Below are 20,675 nucleotides of genomic sequence, written 5' to 3'. Positions count from 1 at the left end.
AATTCTGGAGGTTTTTTTATAAAACCTAATGTAATTTATTGATTTTCGATTTTTACCGCATCTGGAACCATAAATTGATATTTGCCGCCATGTTGCATTACATCTCTAACAATTGTTGAAGAAATATGTTCAAATCCTGAAGAAGCCATTAAAAAAACGGTTTCAATTTCTTCCATTTTATAATTGGTTTGTCCAATGGCTTTTTCAAACTCAAGATCAATACCATTTCGTAAGCCACGTAGTAAAAATTTAGCATCAATTTCTTTACAAAAATCAACGGTAAGTCCTTTATAAGTAGTTACTTTAATTTTAGATTCAGCTTTAAAAGTTTCCTTTAAAAATGTTAATCGCTTTTCTAAAGAAAACATATATTTTTTGTTGCTATTGGTGCCAATGGCCAATATAATTTCGTCAAAAAGAGGCAGAGCTCTTTCAATTATATCTACATGTCCTAACGTAATAGGATCAAAAGAACCCGGAAATACAGCTTTTCTCATTAAAAAGTAATTATATGTTTACGAAGTTCTTATAAAAAAAGAAAGAAACAAAATAGATTTTAAGTTATAGGTGCAAACGTTAATTCTATATATTCGTAACATTTATACTATCAATCAAAATTTAATCGAAAATGAAGAAATTTGCTATCGTTTTTTGCATCTTATTTATGGGGAGTTTATCTATGAAATCTCAAACCAAGTCTTTAGAGGGATCTTTATACGGTGTACAGGTAGGATTGCTTGGTATTTGGGGATACCATGAGCTACGCTTGGCCGATGAATTTTCATTTAGAGCAGAAGTAGGTTTTGATGGTGGTTTATGGGCTAATTCTTTTTATTCTGATGGGGATATGCATTATTTACTTGCTCCTGTAATTACTTTGGAGCCTCGATGGTATTATAATTTAAATAAACGGGCTGATAGAGGAAGAAAAACATGGAATAATGCATCTAATTTCTTAAGTTTCGATATTTCTTTACATCCCGATTTATTTGTTATATCAGATCAAGATAATGTAACTGTGCATAACCAAATTTCATTTGTTCCTAAATGGGGAATTAAACGTAATATTAGTCGGCATTTTGGCTATGAATTTGCATTAGGATTAGGATATGCTACCTATTTTAATGAAAAGGACTATTACGATAGTGATGGATCTGTATTTACCTTAGACTTAAAGATTGGTTATAATTTTTAATTATTTATTCAAAGCAGTTTCAATAGCACTACCATATAAATCTTGCAAACTTATACCGGCTTTAGCTGCTTGTTGCGGTAAAATGCTAGCTTGGCTTAAGCCCGGTGTAGTATTCATCTCAATAAAATGAGGTTCTCCGTTATGGAAAATAAATTCAGATCTGCTAAATCCTTTCATTTTTAATTTCTGATAAATGAGTTTAGCAATTTCCTGAACTTTTTTAGTGTCTTTATCTGAAATTCTAGCTGGTGTAATTTCTTGAGATTTACCTAGATATTTAGCTTCATAATCGAAAAAGTCGTTTTCAGAGACAATTTCTGTAACAGGTAACGCTAGAAGTTTTCCCTCATAAGTAATTACTCCAACAGATACTTCTGTGCCGTCTAGAAACGATTCTATAATAGCTTCATTATCTTCTTTAAATGCATTAATAGTTGCATTATATAATTCGTCTTTGTGTTTTACTTTTGTTATACCAAAACTGCTACCGGCTCTGTTAGCTTTTACAAAACAAGGTAATCCTACTTTTTCAATAATAACATCAGGATTAACAATATCTTCTTTATTTAAAAAATAATTTTTAGCAGTTTTAATTCCGTAAGGTTGTAATGTGCTAATTAAATCTCGCTTATTAAAAGTAAGCGCTGCTTGGTAGTAATCAGCAGCTGTTTGTGGAATATTGAGTAATTCTAAATAAGCTTGTAGCAACCCATTTTCACCTGGTGTGCCATGAATGGTATTAAAAACACAATCAAATTTTATAATTTCATCATCAATTTTAACGCTAAAATCATTTTTATTAATGGGGTAAGGCGTATCATCATCTGTAACTACAAACCATTCGTTTTGTAAAATATGGACACGATAAGGCTCGTAAATGCTACGATCTAGATTTTGGTAAACCATGTTACCACTATTAATAGAGATGCGGTATTCACTAGAAAAACCGCCCATTGCGATTGCAATTTTTTTCTTCATATTCAATATCTCAGGTTAAGCTGCGTTTAAAAACAAAAATATCACGAAAAAAGGTTGTCACCAAAACCAAGACGTTTTTATATCTTTGTTTTTTATTTTGTAAATATATGGGATTGTTTAAATTCATTTTCAGTAAAACATTTTTAATTCAATTAGCCTTAGCTTTAGTAATGTTAGTTGTATTGGCATATTTAGGAATGCAATGGTTAGACTATACGACTAATCAGGGCGAACGTATTGAAGTGCCCAATTTATCCGAACTTCAATTAAGCGAAGTAGAAACAACCTTACATCAAAAACAGTTACGTTATGAAATTTTAGATTCGGCAAATTTCAATCCAGAGTATCCGCCGTATTCGGTTATTGCACAAGCTCCGAAAGCCGGAAAATATGTAAAAGAAAATCGGAAAATATATTTAACACTAAATCCTTCAGGATACAGAAAAGTTATAATTCCAGATCTAATTCGGCGAACACGTAGGCAAGCTGAGCCAACTTTAAAATCTTTAGGGTTTGAAATTGGACAGATAATATATAAGCCGGATATTGCTGAAGATGCTGTATTAGAGCTTCGACATAATGGAAAAACGCTTAATGCAGGAGATGAATTAATGAAAACCTCTAAAATAGACCTTGTTTTAGGAGATGGTTCAGGAGGTTATCATGCTCCGGAATCTGATAGTTTAGGAACCGGAGAAGATACACCAATATCAGAATAATTAGATTTTAATGAAGGAGAACCCACAAGAAAATACCGAGCTGGAAGAGCAAAACGACGAAACGCTTTATGAGCATCATAAATTTACTGCGGAGAAAGGCCAAAACCCACTTCGTGTTGATAAATATTTGATGAATTATATCGAAAAAGCGACTCGAAATAAAATTCAAAAAGCCGCAAAAGATGGGAATATTTATGTGAATGATATTCCTGTAAAACAAAACTATAAAGTAAAAGCCGGTGATGTTGTGCAAGTAATGTTTGAACATCCTCCGTATGAATTTTTACTAACACCAGAGAATATACCACTTGATATTGTTTATGAAGATGATACTGTATTGGTAGTAAATAAACCAGCCGGTTTGGTAGTGCATCCCGGGCATGGCAATTACAGCGGTACCTTAATTAATGCGTTGGTGTATCATTTCGAAAATCTACCGAATAATAGTAGTGATCGACCTGGATTGGTTCATAGAATAGATAAAGATACAAGCGGACTTTTAGTGGTTGCAAAAACCGAACAAGCTATGGCGCATTTATCGAAACAGTTTTTCGATAAAACGAGCGAGCGAGAATATGTAGCAATGGTTTGGGGGAATGTAGAAGAAGATGAAGGAACTATCGAGGGTAATATTGGTAGGCATCCAAAAAACCGTCTCCAAAACACCGTTTTTGAAGGTGAAAACGCAGAGAAAGGAAAGCCAGCAGTAACTCATTTTAAAGTGTTGGAGCGTTTTGGTTATGTGACTCTTGTTTCCTGTAAATTGGAAACAGGAAGAACACATCAAATACGTGTGCATATGAAGTATATTGGACACACACTTTTTAATGATGAGCGTTACGGAGGCGAGCGAATTTTAAAAGGAACCACTTTTACAAAATACAAACAGTTTGTAGATAATTGTTTTAAAATTTTACCACGTCAAGCCTTACATGCAAAAACATTAGGCTTTACCCATCCTAAAACGGAGGAGTGGATGAGCTTTAATTCAGAATTGCCGGAAGACATGGTTGGCGCTATTGAAAAATGGCAGAATTACGCAAAAAATCAAAAAGAAATGCTGTAGCATTTAACCAAAAATCAATAATATATAAGACCTTTCTATTGCTCGATAAAGAAGTAATTAAAGGTCTTTTTTATTTTCGGTAAGTCAAGTTGTATCTTTACTTTATAAACTAAAAATTTCAATTCAAAGCTTGTTTTTAAATTGAAATAAGATACAGTTCATCTTCTATGAGCTTATCTTCAGAAAAATAGAAAAGAAAAATGAAAATAGTTGTTTCACCGGCAAAAAGCCTGGATTACGAATCGAAGTTACCTACCACACGAGGAACGCAGCCCGCTTTTCTTGAAACTACAGCAAAACTGAATCGAAAATTGGCCAGGATGACCAAAAAAGAGATTTCAGAATTAATGAGTATTAGCGATAAGCTGGCAGATTTAAATTATACGCGTTATCAGGAATTTGAAGAAGATCATACCAAAAAGAATTCTCGCCCGGCGATGTACGCTTTTAATGGCGATGTTTATAATGGGTTGGATGCTTATACGCTTCCTGATAATAAATTAGACAATATCCAAAATACATTACGAATTCTATCTGGCTTATACGGAATATTAAGACCACTCGATCTTATTCAGCCCTACCGTTTAGAAATGGGAACAAAAATTGGGATCGAAAGTACCGATACGCTCTACGAAGTTTGGAAAGAGAAAGTAACTGATTATTTGAATTCAGAATTAGAAGACGAAGAGCTTTTTGTTAATCTTGCTAGTAACGAATATTTTAAAGCAGTAGATACAAAAGCTTTAAAAGTTCCTGTAATTGCTCCTGTTTTTAAAGATTATAAGAACGGAAAATTGAAAATCATCAGTTTTTATGCAAAGAAAGCTCGTGGTGCTATGGTGCGCTATATTATCGATTCTTCAGCGAAAACTTTAGACGATATTAAAGGCTTCGATTACGATGATTATAAATTTAGCGCAGAGCATACCGATAAGGAGAACGAACCGGTTTTTATTCGATAGCTCTCATTGATTTTTCTAAATTTAAACTAACCAAAACTTAATATTAGCAATAAAAAGCTTTATTTCTTCGGAAGTATTTTCGTAGAAAACCCCAAAAAATAATAACAATGGCTGAAATAAAAGCAGCAATTTTCGATTTCGATGGTACTTTAGTAGATTCTGAACATTATCATTATAACTCCTGGGTAGAGGTTTTAAAGGATTACGGCGCCGAACTGGATTACGATTATTACATTAAAACCTATGCAGGTACTCCTTCACCTATTAATGCTAAGGCGATTATCAAGCAATTTAATTTACCGATTTCTAGTGAAGATTTAACCTATAAGCGCGAACGCATGGCGGAAAAGGTGGTAAAAGAATCTGAAGTTGAATTTATGCCTTTCGCGATTGAAACATTAGATTTTTTTAAAGAAAAGAATATTCCCATCTATTTGGTAACCGGTAGTCCACGAAATAATGTTGAATATCTTTTAGAGAAAACTGATATCGCAAAATATTTTGAATTTATCATCACCAGAACAGATGTAAAAAAGAGTAAACCAGATCCTGAAAGTTACATAACTGCAGTTGAAAAAATTAGTTTACCGAAAACAAATCTTATTGTTTTTGAAGATACCAAAACCGGAGTTGCTTCAGCAAAAGGAGCCGATTTGGAGTGTTTTGCAATTCAAGCAGATGAAAATTTAAAAGAAAACGTACAAGCGGCCGATAAAATTTTCGATAGTCTTCGGGAAGCGACGCAGTATTTAGAAAAAGAAGATCGAATTTAAACAATATTGATATTTTCCATCACAAACACCCTTACCCGCCATTTATTCCAGAGAGTGCAACCAAACTTATCGTTGGAACTTTACCGCCTCCAAGGTTTACGCAAGGAGAATTAAAGGAACGTGATGTTAATTTTTGTTACGGAAGTCAGGATGGTTTACTTTGGCCAATTTTAGACCGAATTTTTGATCTGGAATTAATTTATGATAATTCAGAAAAAGCTATCGCGCAACGCAAGGATTTTCTTCGGAAGCGTGGCATCGGGATTTGTGATGTGGTGGAAAGCAGTTTCAGGGAGAAAATTGATGCTTCAGATTTAGGAATGCAGAAGGTCGAGCTTAGAAATATGCTTCAGATTTTACGAAATCATCCAAAAATTGACACGCTGTTATTTACCGGTGGAAATAGCAAAAACGGACCTGAATATTTCTTACGAAGACATTTGAAAAATTCCGAAGAAGATATCAAACTGAAAATTGTAAATAATGAACCACCAAGAGTTCATCAATTTATATTGGATGGGCGATTGATAAATACCGTTTCGTTAATTGCACCTTCAGGTGCAGCAAATATGGCGATAGGGAGTATGCAGCTTTACAAAGAGTTGAAAGTTGAAAACCCCAATTTTAATACTGTTGATTTTAGAGTACTTCAGTACAAGAATTTTTTTTAGAAGACCCAGTAAATAAAAATCCCTGAAATTCAAATTGAATTTCAGGGATTTTTTGTTTACAGTTTAAATTACTGTAAGTCTTTTTTATCTTGCTCGGCAAGGGTAGTTGGCTTTACTTTAAACTTTTTACGTTTAGGACGTAGCTTCCCGTTAGTACCGATAGCTATTTTCCCTCGCTTTGTTTTTTTATCGCCTCTTCCCATAAAAGTTATTTTTTGTTTTGTTGGTCTTTAATCGTTTTTTCATCGATATCTACTTTGTTAGTAGACTCATTTCTTTTTCCCGTTGGTTGTGTTGGGTTTTTTTGATCTGTTTTTCGTGTTCGGTGGTTATCTTCAATTGGCCCTCCCATAATTCATGTTTTTTAAGTTCATCTTAAAGATACAAACACATACTCTTAAAAGCTCCCAATACATTGTTAGACTTAGGTTAAACCGGCCTTACTGTTTTTATGAATTCAGGAATGCTATCTTTTCCATGCTTATTAATATGTTTAATAAAAGCACTACCAATAATGGCGCCTTTTGCATATTGCGTAGCATCGTTAAATGTTTCTTCATCACTAATTCCAAATCCTACCACTTGTGGATTTTTAAGTTTCATTTCTGAAATTCGCTGAAAGTAAGCTTTGGTTTCTTCGCCAAAACCTTTAGTACTTCCAGTAACGCTGGCGGTACTAACCATATAAATAAATCCGTCGGAAACTTCATCTATAAAACGAATACGTTCTTCGGAAGTTTGTGGCGTGATTAGGAATATATTTTTCAGTCCGTGTTTATCGAATATCGTTTTATAATTATCATTATAAACATCTACCGGAAGATCTGGAATTATGAGTCCGTCGATACCCACTTCTTCACATTTAGCACAAAATTTCTCTACGCCAAATTGAAGTATGGGATTAAAATAGCCCATAATGACTAACGGAATCGAAACTTCAGAACGAATATCTTTCAGTTGCTCAAAAAGTTTATGCGATGTCATTCCGTTTTTTAATGCAATTGTAGAACTTTCCTGGATGGTTGGACCATCAGCTAAAGGATCACTAAATGGTAATCCAATTTCAATAAAATCGACGCCACTTTTTTCAAGATTTTTAATAATATCTACAGTGTCTTCAATTTTAGGATACCCGGAGGTAAAATATATAGAAAGAAGTTTTTTATCTTCTTTCATTTTTTGATTTATTCTATTCATTTTTTCTAGCTTTTAGCCTTCAGCTTTTTATTTTTACTCTTACTTTCTTTTTCCATTGATGAAAAAGAAACTTCTAAAGATTAAAATAATCGATATAGGTATTTAAATCTTTATCACCACGACCAGAAAGATTTACTACTACAACATCATCTTCTTTAAATTTTCGATCTTCGAAAATAGCAAGTGCGTGAGACGATTCTATCGCCGGAATAATCCCTTCTAGTTTTGCTAATTCTAAGCCGGCTTTCATGGCTGCTTTGTCGGTAATCGAAATAAATTCGCCGCGGCCACTTCTAAATAAATTGGCATGCATTGGTCCAACCCCCGGATAATCCAAACCAGCTGAAATAGAATACGGTTCTGTTATCTGGCCATCTTCGGTTTGCATTAAGAGTGTTTTACTTCCATGGATAATTCCTTCTTTACCTAAAGCTGAGGTTGCAGCACTTTCACCGGTATAAATTCCTTTTCCGGCAGCTTCTACAGCAATAATTCCAACTTCAGGATTGTCTAAGTAATGGAAATAGGCACCGGCAGCGTTACTGCCCCCACCAACACAAGCTACTACATAATCCGGATTTTCCCGATTTTCTTTTTCTTTAAGTTGTATTTTAATTTCTTCGGAAATTACCGCCTGAAATCTTGCTACCATATCTGGATATGGATGTGGACCAACCACTGAACCAATAATGTAATGCGTATCTACCGGATTGTTAATCCAATCACGTATAGCTTCGTTAGTAGCATCTTTAAGAGTTTTACTTCCGGATTTCGCCGGAACTACTTTGGCACCAAGCATTTTCATTCGGGCTACGTTTGGCGCTTGGCGTTCAATATCAATTTCGCCCATGTACACAATACACTCAATTCCCATTAGTGCACATACTGTAGCGGTAGCTACACCGTGCTGCCCAGCACCGGTTTCAGCGATAATTCGGTTTTTACCTAAGCGTTTAGCCATTAAAATCTGGCCTACCGTATTATTTACTTTGTGGGCTCCTGTATGGCAAAGATCTTCACGTTTTAAATATACCTTGGTATTGTACTTATTACTGAAACGCTTCGCATAGTAAAGTGGTGTAGGTCGACCTACATAATCTTTAAGAAGTGATTTGAATTCTTTTTGAAAAGAATCTTCTTTCATGATGTCTAGATATTGCTTACGCAATTCCTCTACATTAGGATATAGCATTTCAGGAATATAAGCGCCACCAAAATCGCCATAATATCCTTTTTCGTCTGCTTGATATGTCATTTTATTTAGCATTTTAGCCTAGAGCTTTCAGCTTTTCAGCTTAATTTTTATGTGTATTCTTTAGTAAACCGCTTTTAGCAATTTGCCTTCAGCGATTGGTTGATTCAATTTCAATTTTGTAATTCCAGCTTTATTCTATTTAATTTTTAAATCAATAAATCTTTTCAGCTTTTTAATATCTTTTAAACCGGGTTCATTTTCAAAAGCACTATTAATATCTACTGCATAAAGTAAATGTTGTTTACCGATTTTACTGAAATAGGCATAAAATTTTTGTAAATCGTTTAGTTGTTCTAAACCAATTCCGCCACTCAGGAAAAATGGTTTTTCCGATGGATATTCTTTTAATAAGGTCCAATCGAAAGTTTCGCCGTTTCCTCCTTTATGTTTGCCTTTGGTGTCAAAAAGAAAATAATCTACATGAGCTTCAAAATCTGCTAATTGATTAAAATCGAACTCAGATTTAATGGAAAATACTTTTATTAATTCAATATTTGTTTTCTCTAATACTGCTTTTAATTCGGCACAAAACTCGGCTGATTCTCCACCGTGAAGCTGAATTGCATTAAGATCATGTTTATTAATTTGATCCAGAATTTCTGCAATTTCAGCATTTACAAAAACACCGGTCTTTTTTATTGAATCTGAGATTTTAGGTATTTTAGTACTAAAAAATCGGGGTGTTTTTTCGTAGAAAATAAAACCCATATAATCTGGGTTAATCGCAGCAACATCCTGAATATTTTCAGGGTGTTTCATTCCGCATATTTTGAGTTTTAAATTCATTTTTAAGTTTTTTGCTTAGAGTATTTGAAATGTTTAATTCTGAATATATTAAACAAGATCCTTAATAAACTTCTTAGCATTTTCACCGGGATTGTTGGTTTTCATAAAATTTTCTCCTATTAAGAAACCTTCATATCCAAATTGTTTTAAATCTTTGATAGCCTCTACCGAACTGATTCCACTTTCACTAACTTTTACAAAATCATCTGGTATTTTTTCAGAAAGATCTTTGCTTATTTGAGTGCTAACTTCAAAGGTTTTAAGATTTCGGTTATTTACGCCCAACATATCTAAACTTGGCATGATCGATTTCTTTAATTCATCTTCGTTATGCACTTCAAGCAATACATCTAAACCAAGGTTTTTAGCAAATTCAGATAATTGTTTGATTTGCTCGCGTTCTAAAACTGCAGCAATCAATAGAATTACATCGGCACCATGAGCTTTGGCTTCTAATAATTGATATTCGTCAATAATGAATTCTTTTCTTAAAATGGGCATTTTTACTGAAGCACGGGCATATAATAAATCATCTAGCGAACCTCCAAAATATTTACCATCGGTTAATACTGACATTCCGCTTACTCCTGCATTTTCGTAACCTTTGGCTACATCTTCTACGTTTAGACTATGGTTAATTACCGATTTTGAAGGAGAACGGCGTTTGTGTTCAGCGATAATTCCGCTTTTACTTTTTCTAAGTGCATGGGCTAAAGAAATGGTTTCTCTTTCAAATAAGGCTGAATTTTCTAATTGAGATACAGGAACAACCAGTTTTTTTAAAACCAATTCTTTATGTTTATCGGCAATTATTTTATCTAGAATGTTCATAATTTCTTAGTCGCTTAAGTCTTGTAATTTTTTTAAGGTCTGTAGGGCTTTTCCCGATTTAATAGATTCTTTTGCGGCATGAAAACCTTCTTGTGGCGTATAATTTTTTACTGTTGCAATAGCCATTCCAGCATTTGCACAAACTACATTTTCCTGAGCTTCGGTTCCCTTACCACGAAGGATGTTTACCAAAATCATCGCTGAATTTTCTATAGAGCCACCACCGTAGATTTCTTTTTGCTCTAACTTTCTTACCCCAAAATCTGATGGTTTTAGCATACTCTCTGTCTGGTTAGAAATCATTTTGGTGTCACTAGTTAGTGAAATTTCATCGTAGCCATCTAAAGCATATAAAATGCTGAAATTTTTATCGGTGTTTTGATATAGATACCCATACATTCTGGCTAATTCTAGATTAAAGACACCTACTAATTGATTCTGTGGGAAAGCCGGATTTACCATAGGGCCTAGCATATTGAAGAACGTTTTTACAGCTAAACTTTTACGAATAGGTGCGACATTTTTCATAGCCGGGTGAAATAGGGGTGCGTGTAATACACATATTCCTGCTTTATCGATACATTTTTCTAAAAAATCGGCATTATTACTGAAACGAATTCCTAGGTGTTCCATAGCATTAGAACTTCCACTAACCGATGATACCCCATAATTACCATGTTTTGCGACATGTACTCCGGCACCAGCAGTTACAAAAGATGCAGTTGTTGAAATATTGAAGGTATTTTTACCATCGCCACCCGTACCGCAAAGGTCGATAGGATTGTAATCGCTTAAATCTATAGCTACACACAACTCTAAAAGCGCATCTCTAAACCCTTCTAACTCGGCGATTGTTACGCTTCGCATCATGTAAACGGTTAAAAAAGCGGCAATTTGGCTTTCGTTATATTCTCCGTTAGAAATATTGAATAAAGCTTGTTTAGCTTCTTCTTTGCTTATGGTTTCGTGGTTAATTAACCTATTGAGTAATTCTTTCATTTTATAAGAAATGCTCCGTTAAAAAACGGAAGGTAAATGTATATTTTTGAAAATCCGATGTTTGCTTTTATTCTAGTTTAAGAACTTGTTTTTACCCAATTTTCAATCATCTTTTTTCCTTTTGGAGTTAAAACGGATTCGGGATGAAATTGAACGCCACGAACATCAAATTCACGATGACGCAAAGACATGATTTGTCCTTTATCGTCAAAAGATGTAGCTTCTAAAACATCGGGTAATTCTTTTAAAACTACCCAAGAGTGGTAACGTCCTACTTTTATCTTTTTATCTAAACCGGCAAATAAGGGTTCATCGTCAACTACAATATCAATATCGGTAGCAATACCGTGGTAAACCGATTCTAAATTTCCTAAGGTTCCGCCGTAAACTTCGCCGATAGCCTGCTGGCCAAGACAAACTCCAAAAATGCTTTTGGTGGCGCCATATTTTTCGATAATGGGTTTTAAAAGTCCTGCTTCAGAAGGGATTCCCGGACCGGGAGATAATAATATTTTATCGAAATTTTCTACAAATTCGATATCTAACTGATCGTTTCTGCGAACTGTTACTTCACAATCTAGATCTTCTAAATAATGTACCAGATTGTACACAAACGAATCGTAATTATCTATAACTAATACTTTTTTCATTTTAAAAGTTTCTTTTTGCGTTAGGGATTGAGGTATTGTTGGAGCTCTTTTTAAACGAGTTATCGTGTAAAAAAGCGACTACCGAAAGCCCGACCGCCCCTTAGGGTGATAACGCCATTATTCTATATTTTCAGCAATCTCTAATGCTTTGGTTAATGCGCCTAGTTTGTTATATACTTCTTGTAATTCGTTTTCATCTTTAGATTCTGAAACCACACCGGCACCTGCCTGATAATGCAGCTGATGATTTTTACTGACAAAAGATCTTATGATGATTGCATGATTGAAATTGCCGTGAAAATCCATAAAACCGATGGCACCACCGTAAGCATCGCGGTTTACATTTTCGCATTCTTCGATAAGTTTCATGGCGCTGTGTTTTGGTGCACCGCTTAATGTTCCTGCTGGGAAAGTATCAGCTACTACCTGCATTGTTGGAGTATCGGGATTTTTAGTTCCGGTTACTTTGCTTACCAAATGAATTACATGAGAGAAAAACTGAATTTCACGATAGGTTTCTACTTTTACATTGCTTCCGTTTCGGCTAAGATCGTTTCTGGCAAGATCTACCAACATCACATGCTCGGCATTTTCTTTCTCGTCGGCACTTAGTTGTTTTGCAATTTCAGCATCTTTTTCGTCGTTTCCGGTACGTTTAAATGTTCCTGCGATTGGATGGATTTCGGCTTGGCCTTCGTCGACAACCAATTGGGCTTCCGGTGAACTTCCGAAGATTTTAAAGTTTCCATAATCAAAATAGAATAGGTAAGGAGAAGGGTTAATGCTTCGCAGTGCGCGATATACATTAAATTCGTCTCCTTTAAATTTTTGAGAAAAGCGTCTGGAAAGCACAATTTGGAAAACATCACCACGATAGCAGTGTTTTTTACCGAATTGTACTTGTTTTATAAATTCGTCGTCGGTTAAATTGCTTTCGGTTTCACCGTCGCGATAAAAATTATAAGTAGAAAAATTCTTGACACTTAGTAATTGTTCGATCTCCGGAATTTTATTATCGCCATTGTAAGAATGGTTAAAAATAAAAGCTTGATTGTTGAAGTGATTAATGGCGATGATATTTTGGTACACCGCATAATACATATCGGGTAATTCGAGATCGCCTTTTTTCTTTTTAATTTCTATATCTTCAAAATAGCGAACGCCGTCGTAAGCAATATAGCCAAACAGTCCGTTGTTTATGAATTTAAAGTCGGAATCTTCGGTATTGAATAATTGTCCAAAATTCTGAATTTTTTCAGGAATGTTTATTTCTGAAGTGATTTTTGTGGTTTTTGAAGTGCCATCAGGAAATTCTTCGATAATTTCTTCATTTTGTACTCTTATTGAGGCAATAGGATTACAGCAGATATACGAAAAGCTATTTTTATTGGCGTGATAATCACTACTTTCTAGCAATAAACTATTAGGGTATTTATCGCGAACTTTTAAATACACACTTACCGGTGTAATAGTATCGGCAAGTAGTTTTTTATGGTTAGTTTTTAAAGTATACATACTGTAAAGATTATTGAAACAAAAAAAGGCTTGTCGTGAGACAAGCCTTTTGGTTATATATTTTATATAATGGCAATTTAGCTCACGAAGTTTGAACGTAAGTTAGACCACCACCAAGTATTTGCAATTCTGTTTTTCATTTGTTCAAATATAGTTATGAAATTTGAAAGGACAAATAAAAAGCTAAAAAAAATAAATCCCGTAATCTGTAGGGGATATTACGGGATTTCACTAACGTGTTGGGGAGATTAAAATTTTAAATCTACAGCGATATCAAAATCATCATAAATTGTTTTATCGCCTAAATTATCGAAGAAGCTACCAGAACCGTAGCGTACTTCGTATTCTGTACGATCAATAGTAAGATCTGCGTGTGCAGCTTTTCCATCGTAATCTATATCAAAAGTAATAGGATGTGTAATTCCTTTAATAGTTAAATCGGCTACTACGCCATAGGTATTTTCCGCTTTTTTAGAAGCTGTTTTAATTACCAGTTTCGCTTCCGGGTGATTGGCAACACCAAAAAAGTCGTCAGATTTTAAATGTCCTTCTAACTTTCCTTTACTTTCCCCTTCAAGATCGGTAGATTGAAGAGATGTCATGTCGATAACAAATTCTCCACCCAAAATTTTATCCCCTTCTACATTTAAGTATCCAGATTTTAAATCTATTGTGCCTTCATGGCTTCCTGTTACTTTTTCACCTTCCCATGTGACTTTACTTTCTTTTACATCAATCTTTTTAGTGATACCTGTAAAAGCTAGTGTAGCGACTACAACAACTGAAGCTAAGGCTCCTTTAATGACATTCTTTTTCATAGCAATTTTAATTATTTAGTTTAATTTATATAAAGTTGAATAAATCCTCTGTTGATTTGCGAACTTTTGCTGCATGCTGATAATCATCCTTCTCACTTCGGTATCCAATACAGGCAATTACTGCGGTATGAAGTCCTTTTTCTTCCAAACCTAGAATTTGGTCGAATTCTTCAGCCGAAAAACCTTCCATTGGGCATACATCAATTTTTAAATCTGCAGCCATTGTAAGTAAAAAACCAAGAGCCAAATAAGCTTGTTTCTGAGCCCATTCGTTTTGCTTATCCTCAGGAAGTTGAAGTGTAGAATTTTTAATCATATCTGCCATTCCCTCAAGGTCTTCAACTTTTAGGTTTCTAGTTTCTGCAATATTTTTGATATAGTTATCCACATAAGCTTCATCTAACTTTTTATGGTTGGCAAATACAATTACCTGCGATGCATCGATAAGTTGTGTTTGGTTCCAGGCTGCAGCTTTTAATTTTTCTCTGATCTCTGGGTTTTCAATAACAAAGATTTGATAAGGCTGTAGACCGTAAGAAGAAGCTGAGAGCTGTACTCCTTCAAGTAGTTCTTCTAAATTTTCTTTTGATATTTTTTTATTAGCATCAAATTTCTTTGTGGCGTATCTCCATTTTAAGTTTTCAATAATTGAACTCATAATTTTTGGTTTTATTAGTTTCTAACTTTTTCAAGTATCTCGTTTAGTTTGATTAATTCTTCTTGTGAGATATGTCCAGAAAAATCATTTTCCAGATTGTCGACTATTGGATCCAAAATTTCCAGTAATTGTAAACCTTCTTTAGTAATAATGATTTCAATTTTTCGTCGGTTTTTTTCACAAGTATATCGCTCAACAAGATTTTTATTTATCAACTTATCGACTAGTCTAGTGGTATTACTCATTTTATTTACCATGCGTTCCTGGATGGTACTAAGATTTGCAGGTTTCCCTTTCTGTCCACGTAAAATTCGTAATACATTAAATTGCTGCATGGAAATTTCGTAGGGTTTAAGAGCTTCATTCATCATCGCTGTTGCCTTACCTGCACAAAGCATGATGTTAATAACCAGTTTTTTAGGTTCGTTAAGGTTTGCTGTTTTTAAAAGCTCTTCTGTTTTCATTGTATATACAATATTTGTATATACAAATATATTTTAGAATTTGGGTTAATGAATTAAAAAAATGTTAAAAATTAATTAATTAGTTAAGTGATTGTATTTTTGATTTTTAATATATAATGTATATTTACTAAATAGAATTTAAATATAAATAATAATGAAAGAGCTTTCACAAGAAGATTGGAGTACAAAATTAGAGAATGATGATAATGCTATGATTCTTGATGTTCGTACAGAAGAAGAAGTGGCTGAAGGTTATATTCCTTCATCTAAACATATTGATATTTATAAAGGAGATGGTTTTGTTGAAGAAGTTGAAAAACTAGATAAAGATAAGAATGTATATATTTATTGCCGTTCCGGAAAGAGAAGTGCACAAGCTTGCTCCATTTTAGATCAATTAGGTTTTGCAAATACTTATAATCTAGAAGGAGGATTCATGAACTGGGAAGGAAAGACGGTAAAGTAGTAATGAAGAACAGTTTTTATATATTGTTGCTGATTTTGGCTAGTTTTCAATCTTGTAAAAAATTAGAAGCTAGCGAAATTCAAATGATTTCCGCTGAAGAGATGCAGCAACGATTTCAAACCGAAAATATTCAGGTTATTGATGTTCGTTCTGCTGAAGAATTTTCTAAAGGACACATACTTACCGCTAAAAATATACTAGTTAACGAAAAAGCCGATAATCCTAAATTTTTTGATACTCTAAATAAAGAACAGCCAATTGTAGTCTATGGAAGAGAAAGCAGACAAGCAAAGAAAGCTATTAATATTTTAGAAGATAAAGGTTTTAAAGAGGTCTACGAATTAGAAGGTGGAATAGAAAACTGGATACTTTTAGGTGGGAATCTAGACTAAATATATAATTAAGAATAATAGGAAAAGGGAATTTATAACTTATAAATTCCCTTTTTTAATGTATTAAAATATGTTCTAAATATAGATATTGTCTATATTTAGAACATATTTATTTAAAATAACCAGTATGAAAAAAAATATTACTTTTTTATTTTTATTCTTTTTGATTTCTATTTCAATGAATTCTCAACAATTTATTTTGGGAGTAAAAGGAGGTTTAAATTATACTTTTGGAGCTGAATTAGAAACTGAGGGTGTGCCAGCTTCAGGTTTTAATGGAGGAACATTAGAATCGGATTATAAAGAAGGATTTCATGGAGGTATTTATGGACAGAAAAGTTTTAGAAAGCTATTTGTACGTTTGGAAGCTTTATATAATACAACGAAATCTGACTTTAAATTTGATAAACGTTCTACTTCTTATTCTTTTGATAAGATAAGTATTCCGATTTTAGTAGGGTATCATATTTTTGATCCTATTGATGTTTATTTAGGTCCTGGTTTAAGCATCATGGTTGGGGACGCTGTATTAGAAAATGAAGCGTCCTTTGAAGGTGGTGTAATACCTACTGATAAATCCTATTTATCGGCTAATATAGGAACAAAAGCACATTTTGGACGTTTTGAAATTGATTTGAGATATGAACATAATTTTAAAAGTACAGAAGAAACACCTGTTCTTTTAGATTTTACTTCTTTCGGAGGAATTAATTCTGTTTTTAAAAATAAGCGAGTTAACCAAATAATGTTAAGTGTATCTTTAGTATTGTTTGATTCGAGTTATGTGCCAAGAAGAAAAGCGAATCGGGGTTGTTATTTCTAGAAGAAAAAAGCAGTAGCTTACATGAAACCTAATAAACCAAAAAAATGAAAACAAACTCAAATTTGCTACTGCTTTTAGGTAATTAATAATTCTAAATCTTATATAAAAGTATATTTTTGTGTAGGAATTTTAGTATTAATTAGCTAATTATACTTTTAATAAAGATGAATAACAATTTAGCAACGATGAGCATTAATTTACTAGCTGTTTTCTATAGAAAGACTTTTAAAATTGCTTGATTTTTGATTATGGCTATATAGAAAAAAGAGAATGCCGGTAAACCACTCCCGACATTCTCAAACCTAACCAACTAACCAAATAGTTATCTTCAATATTTTAATAAAGCTCAGGGTAACAAAGACTTATTATCTAAAATTGTAGGGATTTTAGAATGATATTTTAATAGTTGTCCCTGAGCTGACTTATTTTCTTAATTAATAATTTAAATATAGTTTAAAGAGGTAGTTTGTAATTGATAAATTCGATTACAGATTTATATGTATCGGTGGACGGAGAGAAAAAACCGACTAACTGTTTTTATAAAAATACTTTATTAATTTTAAGAATTACTCTGTGTTTTGTTAGGTTCATATCCCATAATAGTAAGTACTAAACTTATAAAAAAATCGACCCAACTTTCGAGAGTTTATTTTTAAAAGAAAATTATTATTTATATTGATTTCATCCAGTATAAAGATAAACTCAATAAAGCTAAGGAGATTGCATTTTAGTTTGTACTATAGTTAAAAAAAAGAATGCCGGTAAACCACTCCCGACATTCTTAAAACTAACCTAACCAACTAACCAATTTATTTTATAAAGCTCAGGAAAATGATGATTTTATCTTCTGAAATTGTAGGGATTTTAAAATAACATTTTCATTACATCCCCCCGAGCTATATACTTTTTCTTATTTATATTTCAAATATAGATAGAGAAAAGTGATTATAGTTAGCAATTTCGTCTATTGCTTTATTTCTATCGATGAAATGTGTAATGAATTCGATTAAAAGTAAAAAGCTAAAAAGTATTATGGTGAATGAGTTTTTATAAATAGGTGTATTCAGTATATAATTATGTAACTAGCATATTTTATATAGATATACTGCTATGCTAGTAAAAATTTAGAATTATTTCTTATTGTGAGTATTTAATTCTGAACAGTTTGTTAAGATATATAAAAGAAAAATGCCGAGAAACCACGCTCGGCATTTTAAAAATTAATCTAACCTAACCAACTAACCATTTAAATAATTTCTTATTTATATGTCAAATATAGTTAGAGGAAAGTGGTTGTAATGTATTTATTCGTTCACAGATCTATAGGTGTCGGTAAATGGAAATAAAAATCTGTTAAACGGATTTATAATAAATTTAAACGTTTCATAAGTTCTGGACGATTGGAGCGGCTTACTGGTATAACGTCTTTTTCAATAAGCACACTATTATCTTCGATATCTATAATCTTATCGATATTAATAATATATGATCGGTGAACTTTTAAAAACAATTGATCCGGTAGTTTCTCATCAATTTTTTTCATGGTAGAATGCACCGTATAATTTTTCCCAGATGTTTTTATTAAAATATAATCGCCTCTAGCTTCAATTAGATAAATAGTTGGAATATCAATTTTAATTAATCGGCGGTCTATATTTACATATAATACATTACCGGTTTCTTGAATAGTATCGCTATCTGATTTTTTAGTAGGAGAAGAGTGATTAGCCTGAAGTGCCTTATTTACTGCTTTATCAAACCGCTCTTTAGTGAGTGGTTTTACAAGGTAATCCACAATACAATCATATTCAAAAGCTTCAATACCAAAATTTCTATCAGAAGTAGATAAAATTACTCTAGGCATATTATTGAAGGTTTGAATAAAATCAAATCCTGAAAAATCTGGCATATGAATATCTAAGAAGATTAAATCTATTTCATGCTGATTTAAATACTTCATTGCAGCTATAGCATTAGTGAAATCTTCTTTAACTTCAAGATTTGGGTTTTGTTCTGCTAACTTTCGAATTATAGTTCTAGCAGCGGCTTCATCATCAATAATGATACAATTCATAAGATAGATTTTTAGGCTTTAGCAATAAAAGTAACCATAACATTTAAAATTTCATTAAATTTAGTTTCTAGACCTTTCTTTTGTTCTCGAAGCTCATTTTCATAATCTATTGCTATTTGATAACTTTTTTCTAAGCCTAAAATACTAATTTTATGTTTAATTTTATGTACGGTATCAGCCGCTCTTTGAAAATCATTATTTTCTAGGTATTTTTTATAGCTGGTCACTTCTTCCGGTAATTCAATTTTTACAACATTCATCAATTCTTTCTCGAAATCTTTGTCGCCTCCGGATAATTGATGGATATACGAATAATTAGGTTGTTCTTGCATCAAAAGTTGTTATTTAGGTAAAGTAAAATAGAATGTGGTGCCTTTTGATAATTCGCTTTCTAACCAAATTTTGCCATCATAAAAATCGACGATTCTTTTAACTATTGAAAGACCAATTCCGGTAGAGAGGGGATCATTATCAATTTTCTCAAATATGCGAAAAATTTTTAAAAAATGTTCTTTTTTTACGCCTTTTCCGTTGTCTGATATAGAGAATTTATAATTATTTTTTAATTCTTTAGCATTTATTTTAATTTCACCATTAGGTTTATCGATACTTTTTATAGCATTTTGAATAATGTTTTGAAAAAGTTGTTGTAACCGAAATTTATCACCAAAAATTATTGGAAGTTTACCTGCTATTTTAATATTTATATGTTCTGGTGTATATAGTAGTTTGATAATATCTTCTACTAAGTCTTGAAGGTCTACCGGATATTTTTGTAGTTCAGCTTGATCTATGGTAGAATAATTTAAAATACCTGAAATTAAACCATCCATTTTTTCTAGTAGTTGCTGAATTAATCGAAGTTGTTCTTGTCCATTTTCATCTAATACGCTAACATAATCTTCTTTTATCCAGCTGACTAAAGAGTTAATACTGCGTAAAGGTGATTTTAAATCGTGAGAAACAACATGGGCATAATCTGATAGCGCTTGATTTTTATTTTCTAAACGGACCAATAAATCTTTTTGTTTTTGATTGCTTAACTGAATTTCTTTAGATTGTTCTTCTATAAATTTAGCAAGCTTAGTTACATTTAGCTCGTTATTCTCTTCTAATGGGGAGTTTTTTAGCTGTAATGCTTTAATTGCAGCATGTAAGCTGTCTAATATTTTTTTTTGATTATCTGCTTCTAATTGAAGTTTACGGTTAGCACTAAATAATTCATCAGAGCTTAGTTTTGTAGCATGCTGAATCATTCTTAGTTGTTCTTCATTATTGGTGTAGGTTTCCTCTATAGCTCTGAAGAAATTTTTAAATTTTTCATCTTCAGCTAAATCTTCTGGAAAATATTTTCGAATTTGTCTTTTTAGAAGCGGATTCATA

26 protein-coding genes are annotated in these 20,675 nt (G+C 32.8%); 9 read left to right on the top strand and 17 right to left on the bottom strand.

The window, feature by feature from the left end; translation table 11 throughout:
- Positions 1-35: 35 nt before the first annotated feature.
- Positions 36-497: a pantetheine-phosphate adenylyltransferase gene (gene coaD, locus ACN0WI_RS08865; protein ID WP_417886353.1), complete on the bottom strand. Its 462-nt coding sequence runs from the start codon at positions 495-497 to the stop codon at positions 36-38.
- Between the two features lie 131 nt (positions 498-628).
- Here coaD and ACN0WI_RS08860 point away from each other — a divergent pair, with 131 nt between their 5' ends.
- Positions 629-1,195 (top strand): hypothetical protein, encoded by a 567-nt coding sequence (locus tag ACN0WI_RS08860; RefSeq protein ID WP_417886351.1) that lies wholly within the window; start codon positions 629-631, stop codon positions 1,193-1,195.
- On the opposite strand, the gene ACN0WI_RS08855 is transcribed toward ACN0WI_RS08860, so the two are convergent.
- Positions 1,196-2,173: a D-alanine--D-alanine ligase gene (locus ACN0WI_RS08855; protein WP_417886349.1), complete on the bottom strand. Its 978-nt coding sequence runs from the start codon at positions 2,171-2,173 to the stop codon at positions 1,196-1,198.
- 107 nt (positions 2,174-2,280) lie between these two features.
- On the opposite strand from ACN0WI_RS08855, the gene ACN0WI_RS08850 reads away from it, so the two are divergent.
- The 5 genes from ACN0WI_RS08850 (at position 2,281) to ACN0WI_RS08830 (ending at position 6,364) form a co-directional block, all read left to right on the top strand.
- Complete coding sequence (locus ACN0WI_RS08850) at positions 2,281-2,892, top strand: PASTA domain-containing protein (protein ID WP_417886348.1); 612 nt, start codon at positions 2,281-2,283, stop codon at positions 2,890-2,892.
- 10 nt (positions 2,893-2,902) lie between these two features.
- A complete protein-coding gene (locus ACN0WI_RS08845) occupies positions 2,903-3,958 on the top strand; it encodes an RluA family pseudouridine synthase (protein WP_417886347.1) in 1,056 nt (351 codons plus the stop codon).
- A 200-nt stretch (positions 3,959-4,158) separates the two neighbouring features.
- A complete protein-coding gene (gene yaaA, locus ACN0WI_RS08840; protein ID WP_417886346.1) occupies positions 4,159-4,920 on the top strand; it encodes a peroxide stress protein YaaA in 762 nt (253 codons plus the stop codon).
- A gap of 107 nt (positions 4,921-5,027) precedes the next feature.
- The gene (locus ACN0WI_RS08835; protein WP_417886345.1) at positions 5,028-5,693 is read left to right on the top strand and encodes an HAD family hydrolase; all 666 of its coding nucleotides are present in this window, start codon (positions 5,028-5,030) and stop codon (positions 5,691-5,693) included.
- Between the two features lie 11 nt (positions 5,694-5,704).
- On the top strand, positions 5,705-6,364 hold the full coding sequence (locus ACN0WI_RS08830) for a uracil-DNA glycosylase family protein (RefSeq protein ID WP_417886507.1): 660 nt from the start codon (positions 5,705-5,707) through the stop codon (positions 6,362-6,364).
- A 68-nt stretch (positions 6,365-6,432) separates the two neighbouring features.
- Here the strand turns inward: ACN0WI_RS08830 and ACN0WI_RS08825 are convergent, their stop codons facing one another.
- The 12 genes from ACN0WI_RS08825 to ACN0WI_RS08770 all read right to left on the bottom strand — a co-directional run bounded on the left by ACN0WI_RS08825 (position 6,433) and on the right by ACN0WI_RS08770 (position 15,537).
- Positions 6,433-6,567: a 30S ribosomal protein THX gene (locus ACN0WI_RS08825; RefSeq protein ID WP_013070329.1), complete on the bottom strand. Its 135-nt coding sequence runs from the start codon at positions 6,565-6,567 to the stop codon at positions 6,433-6,435.
- A gap of 5 nt (positions 6,568-6,572) precedes the next feature.
- The gene (locus tag ACN0WI_RS08820) at positions 6,573-6,716 is read right to left on the bottom strand and encodes a hypothetical protein (protein WP_417886343.1); all 144 of its coding nucleotides are present in this window, start codon (positions 6,714-6,716) and stop codon (positions 6,573-6,575) included.
- Between the two features lie 77 nt (positions 6,717-6,793).
- Positions 6,794-7,561, bottom strand: a complete 768-nt coding sequence (trpA, locus tag ACN0WI_RS08815) for a tryptophan synthase subunit alpha (protein WP_417886342.1) — start codon at positions 7,559-7,561, stop codon at positions 6,794-6,796.
- A gap of 73 nt (positions 7,562-7,634) precedes the next feature.
- Complete coding sequence (trpB, locus tag ACN0WI_RS08810) at positions 7,635-8,816, bottom strand: tryptophan synthase subunit beta (RefSeq protein WP_417886341.1); 1,182 nt, start codon at positions 8,814-8,816, stop codon at positions 7,635-7,637.
- Between the two features lie 135 nt (positions 8,817-8,951).
- Positions 8,952-9,602 carry a phosphoribosylanthranilate isomerase gene (locus ACN0WI_RS08805; RefSeq protein ID WP_417886340.1) on the bottom strand — a complete coding sequence of 217 codons (651 nt, stop codon included), beginning with the start codon at positions 9,600-9,602 and terminating at the stop codon, positions 8,952-8,954.
- 48 nt (positions 9,603-9,650) lie between these two features.
- A complete protein-coding gene (trpC, locus tag ACN0WI_RS08800; RefSeq protein WP_417886339.1) occupies positions 9,651-10,433 on the bottom strand; it encodes an indole-3-glycerol phosphate synthase TrpC in 783 nt (260 codons plus the stop codon).
- 6 nt (positions 10,434-10,439) lie between these two features.
- A complete protein-coding gene (gene trpD / locus ACN0WI_RS08795; protein ID WP_417886338.1) occupies positions 10,440-11,432 on the bottom strand; it encodes an anthranilate phosphoribosyltransferase in 993 nt (330 codons plus the stop codon).
- Positions 11,433-11,509: 77 nt separating this feature from the next.
- Positions 11,510-12,082 (bottom strand): anthranilate synthase component II, encoded by a 573-nt coding sequence (locus ACN0WI_RS08790; protein WP_417886337.1) that lies wholly within the window; start codon positions 12,080-12,082, stop codon positions 11,510-11,512.
- A 117-nt stretch (positions 12,083-12,199) separates the two neighbouring features.
- The gene (locus tag ACN0WI_RS08785) at positions 12,200-13,597 is read right to left on the bottom strand and encodes an anthranilate synthase component I family protein (protein ID WP_417886336.1); all 1,398 of its coding nucleotides are present in this window, start codon (positions 13,595-13,597) and stop codon (positions 12,200-12,202) included.
- 248 nt (positions 13,598-13,845) lie between these two features.
- Complete coding sequence (locus tag ACN0WI_RS08780; RefSeq protein WP_417886335.1) at positions 13,846-14,415, bottom strand: YceI family protein; 570 nt, start codon at positions 14,413-14,415, stop codon at positions 13,846-13,848.
- Positions 14,416-14,440: 25 nt separating this feature from the next.
- Complete coding sequence (locus ACN0WI_RS08775; protein WP_417886334.1) at positions 14,441-15,073, bottom strand: NAD(P)H-dependent oxidoreductase; 633 nt, start codon at positions 15,071-15,073, stop codon at positions 14,441-14,443.
- Positions 15,074-15,087: 14 nt separating this feature from the next.
- Complete coding sequence (locus ACN0WI_RS08770) at positions 15,088-15,537, bottom strand: MarR family winged helix-turn-helix transcriptional regulator (RefSeq protein ID WP_417886333.1); 450 nt, start codon at positions 15,535-15,537, stop codon at positions 15,088-15,090.
- 154 nt (positions 15,538-15,691) lie between these two features.
- Between ACN0WI_RS08770 and ACN0WI_RS08765 the strand changes: the two genes are divergently transcribed.
- From ACN0WI_RS08765 to ACN0WI_RS08755, 3 genes are all read left to right on the top strand, one after another.
- Positions 15,692-16,003: a rhodanese-like domain-containing protein gene (locus ACN0WI_RS08765; protein WP_417886332.1), complete on the top strand. Its 312-nt coding sequence runs from the start codon at positions 15,692-15,694 to the stop codon at positions 16,001-16,003.
- A 2-nt stretch (positions 16,004-16,005) separates the two neighbouring features.
- Entirely contained in the window at positions 16,006-16,395 is a 390-nt protein-coding gene (locus ACN0WI_RS08760; RefSeq protein WP_417886331.1) for a rhodanese-like domain-containing protein, read from the top strand.
- A gap of 127 nt (positions 16,396-16,522) precedes the next feature.
- Positions 16,523-17,218: an outer membrane beta-barrel protein gene (locus ACN0WI_RS08755; protein ID WP_417886330.1), complete on the top strand. Its 696-nt coding sequence runs from the start codon at positions 16,523-16,525 to the stop codon at positions 17,216-17,218.
- A 1,363-nt stretch (positions 17,219-18,581) separates the two neighbouring features.
- Here ACN0WI_RS08755 and ACN0WI_RS08750 read toward each other — a convergent pair.
- The 3 genes from ACN0WI_RS08750 to ACN0WI_RS08740 are packed head-to-tail and all read right to left on the bottom strand — an operon-like array spanning position 18,582 to position 20,674.
- Positions 18,582-19,292, bottom strand: a complete 711-nt coding sequence (locus ACN0WI_RS08750) for a LytR/AlgR family response regulator transcription factor (protein WP_417886329.1) — start codon at positions 19,290-19,292, stop codon at positions 18,582-18,584.
- Between the two features lie 11 nt (positions 19,293-19,303).
- Positions 19,304-19,627 (bottom strand): Hpt domain-containing protein, encoded by a 324-nt coding sequence (locus ACN0WI_RS08745; RefSeq protein WP_417886328.1) that lies wholly within the window; start codon positions 19,625-19,627, stop codon positions 19,304-19,306.
- A gap of 6 nt (positions 19,628-19,633) precedes the next feature.
- Positions 19,634-20,674: a sensor histidine kinase gene (locus ACN0WI_RS08740; protein ID WP_417886327.1), complete on the bottom strand. Its 1,041-nt coding sequence runs from the start codon at positions 20,672-20,674 to the stop codon at positions 19,634-19,636.
- Position 20,675 lies beyond the last annotated feature (1 nt).

It is taken from the genome of Zunongwangia sp., assembly GCF_048269745.1.
Lineage (GTDB): Bacteria > Bacteroidota > Bacteroidia > Flavobacteriales > Flavobacteriaceae > Zunongwangia.
The sequence above is the reverse complement of the archived record's forward strand: the minus strand, read 5'-3'. Positions and strand labels throughout refer to the sequence as shown.

Coding starts and splice junctions, on each gene's coding strand:
- ACN0WI_RS08770 (WP_417886333.1), bottom strand. CDS start 15,537: ATGAAAACAGAAGAGCTTTTAAAAACAGCAAACCTTAACGAACCTAAA.
- ACN0WI_RS08750 (WP_417886329.1), bottom strand. CDS start 19,292: ATGAATTGTATCATTATTGATGATGAAGCCGCTGCTAGAACTATAATT.
- ACN0WI_RS08755 (WP_417886330.1), top strand. CDS start 16,523: ATGAAAAAAAATATTACTTTTTTATTTTTATTCTTTTTGATTTCTATT.
- trpD (WP_417886338.1), bottom strand. CDS start 11,432: ATGAAAGAATTACTCAATAGGTTAATTAACCACGAAACCATAAGCAAA.
- ACN0WI_RS08760 (WP_417886331.1), top strand. CDS start 16,006: ATGAAGAACAGTTTTTATATATTGTTGCTGATTTTGGCTAGTTTTCAA.
- ACN0WI_RS08845 (WP_417886347.1), top strand. CDS start 2,903: ATGAAGGAGAACCCACAAGAAAATACCGAGCTGGAAGAGCAAAACGAC.
- trpB (WP_417886341.1), bottom strand. CDS start 8,816: ATGACATATCAAGCAGACGAAAAAGGATATTATGGCGATTTTGGTGGC.
- ACN0WI_RS08785 (WP_417886336.1), bottom strand. CDS start 13,597: ATGTATACTTTAAAAACTAACCATAAAAAACTACTTGCCGATACTATT.
- yaaA (WP_417886346.1), top strand. CDS start 4,159: ATGAAAATAGTTGTTTCACCGGCAAAAAGCCTGGATTACGAATCGAAG.
- ACN0WI_RS08780 (WP_417886335.1), bottom strand. CDS start 14,415: ATGAAAAAGAATGTCATTAAAGGAGCCTTAGCTTCAGTTGTTGTAGTC.
- ACN0WI_RS08740 (WP_417886327.1), bottom strand. CDS start 20,674: ATGAATCCGCTTCTAAAAAGACAAATTCGAAAATATTTTCCAGAAGAT.
- trpA (WP_417886342.1), bottom strand. CDS start 7,561: ATGAATAGAATAAATCAAAAAATGAAAGAAGATAAAAAACTTCTTTCT.
- ACN0WI_RS08790 (WP_417886337.1), bottom strand. CDS start 12,082: ATGAAAAAAGTATTAGTTATAGATAATTACGATTCGTTTGTGTACAAT.
- ACN0WI_RS08805 (WP_417886340.1), bottom strand. CDS start 9,602: ATGAATTTAAAACTCAAAATATGCGGAATGAAACACCCTGAAAATATT.
- ACN0WI_RS08765 (WP_417886332.1), top strand. CDS start 15,692: ATGAAAGAGCTTTCACAAGAAGATTGGAGTACAAAATTAGAGAATGAT.
- coaD (WP_417886353.1), bottom strand. CDS start 497: ATGAGAAAAGCTGTATTTCCGGGTTCTTTTGATCCTATTACGTTAGGA.
- ACN0WI_RS08775 (WP_417886334.1), bottom strand. CDS start 15,073: ATGAGTTCAATTATTGAAAACTTAAAATGGAGATACGCCACAAAGAAA.
- ACN0WI_RS08855 (WP_417886349.1), bottom strand. CDS start 2,173: ATGAAGAAAAAAATTGCAATCGCAATGGGCGGTTTTTCTAGTGAATAC.
- ACN0WI_RS08820 (WP_417886343.1), bottom strand. CDS start 6,716: ATGGGAGGGCCAATTGAAGATAACCACCGAACACGAAAAACAGATCAA.
- ACN0WI_RS08850 (WP_417886348.1), top strand. CDS start 2,281: ATGGGATTGTTTAAATTCATTTTCAGTAAAACATTTTTAATTCAATTA.
- ACN0WI_RS08825 (WP_013070329.1), bottom strand. CDS start 6,567: ATGGGAAGAGGCGATAAAAAAACAAAGCGAGGGAAAATAGCTATCGGT.
- ACN0WI_RS08835 (WP_417886345.1), top strand. CDS start 5,028: ATGGCTGAAATAAAAGCAGCAATTTTCGATTTCGATGGTACTTTAGTA.
- trpC (WP_417886339.1), bottom strand. CDS start 10,433: ATGAACATTCTAGATAAAATAATTGCCGATAAACATAAAGAATTGGTT.
- ACN0WI_RS08860 (WP_417886351.1), top strand. CDS start 629: ATGAAGAAATTTGCTATCGTTTTTTGCATCTTATTTATGGGGAGTTTA.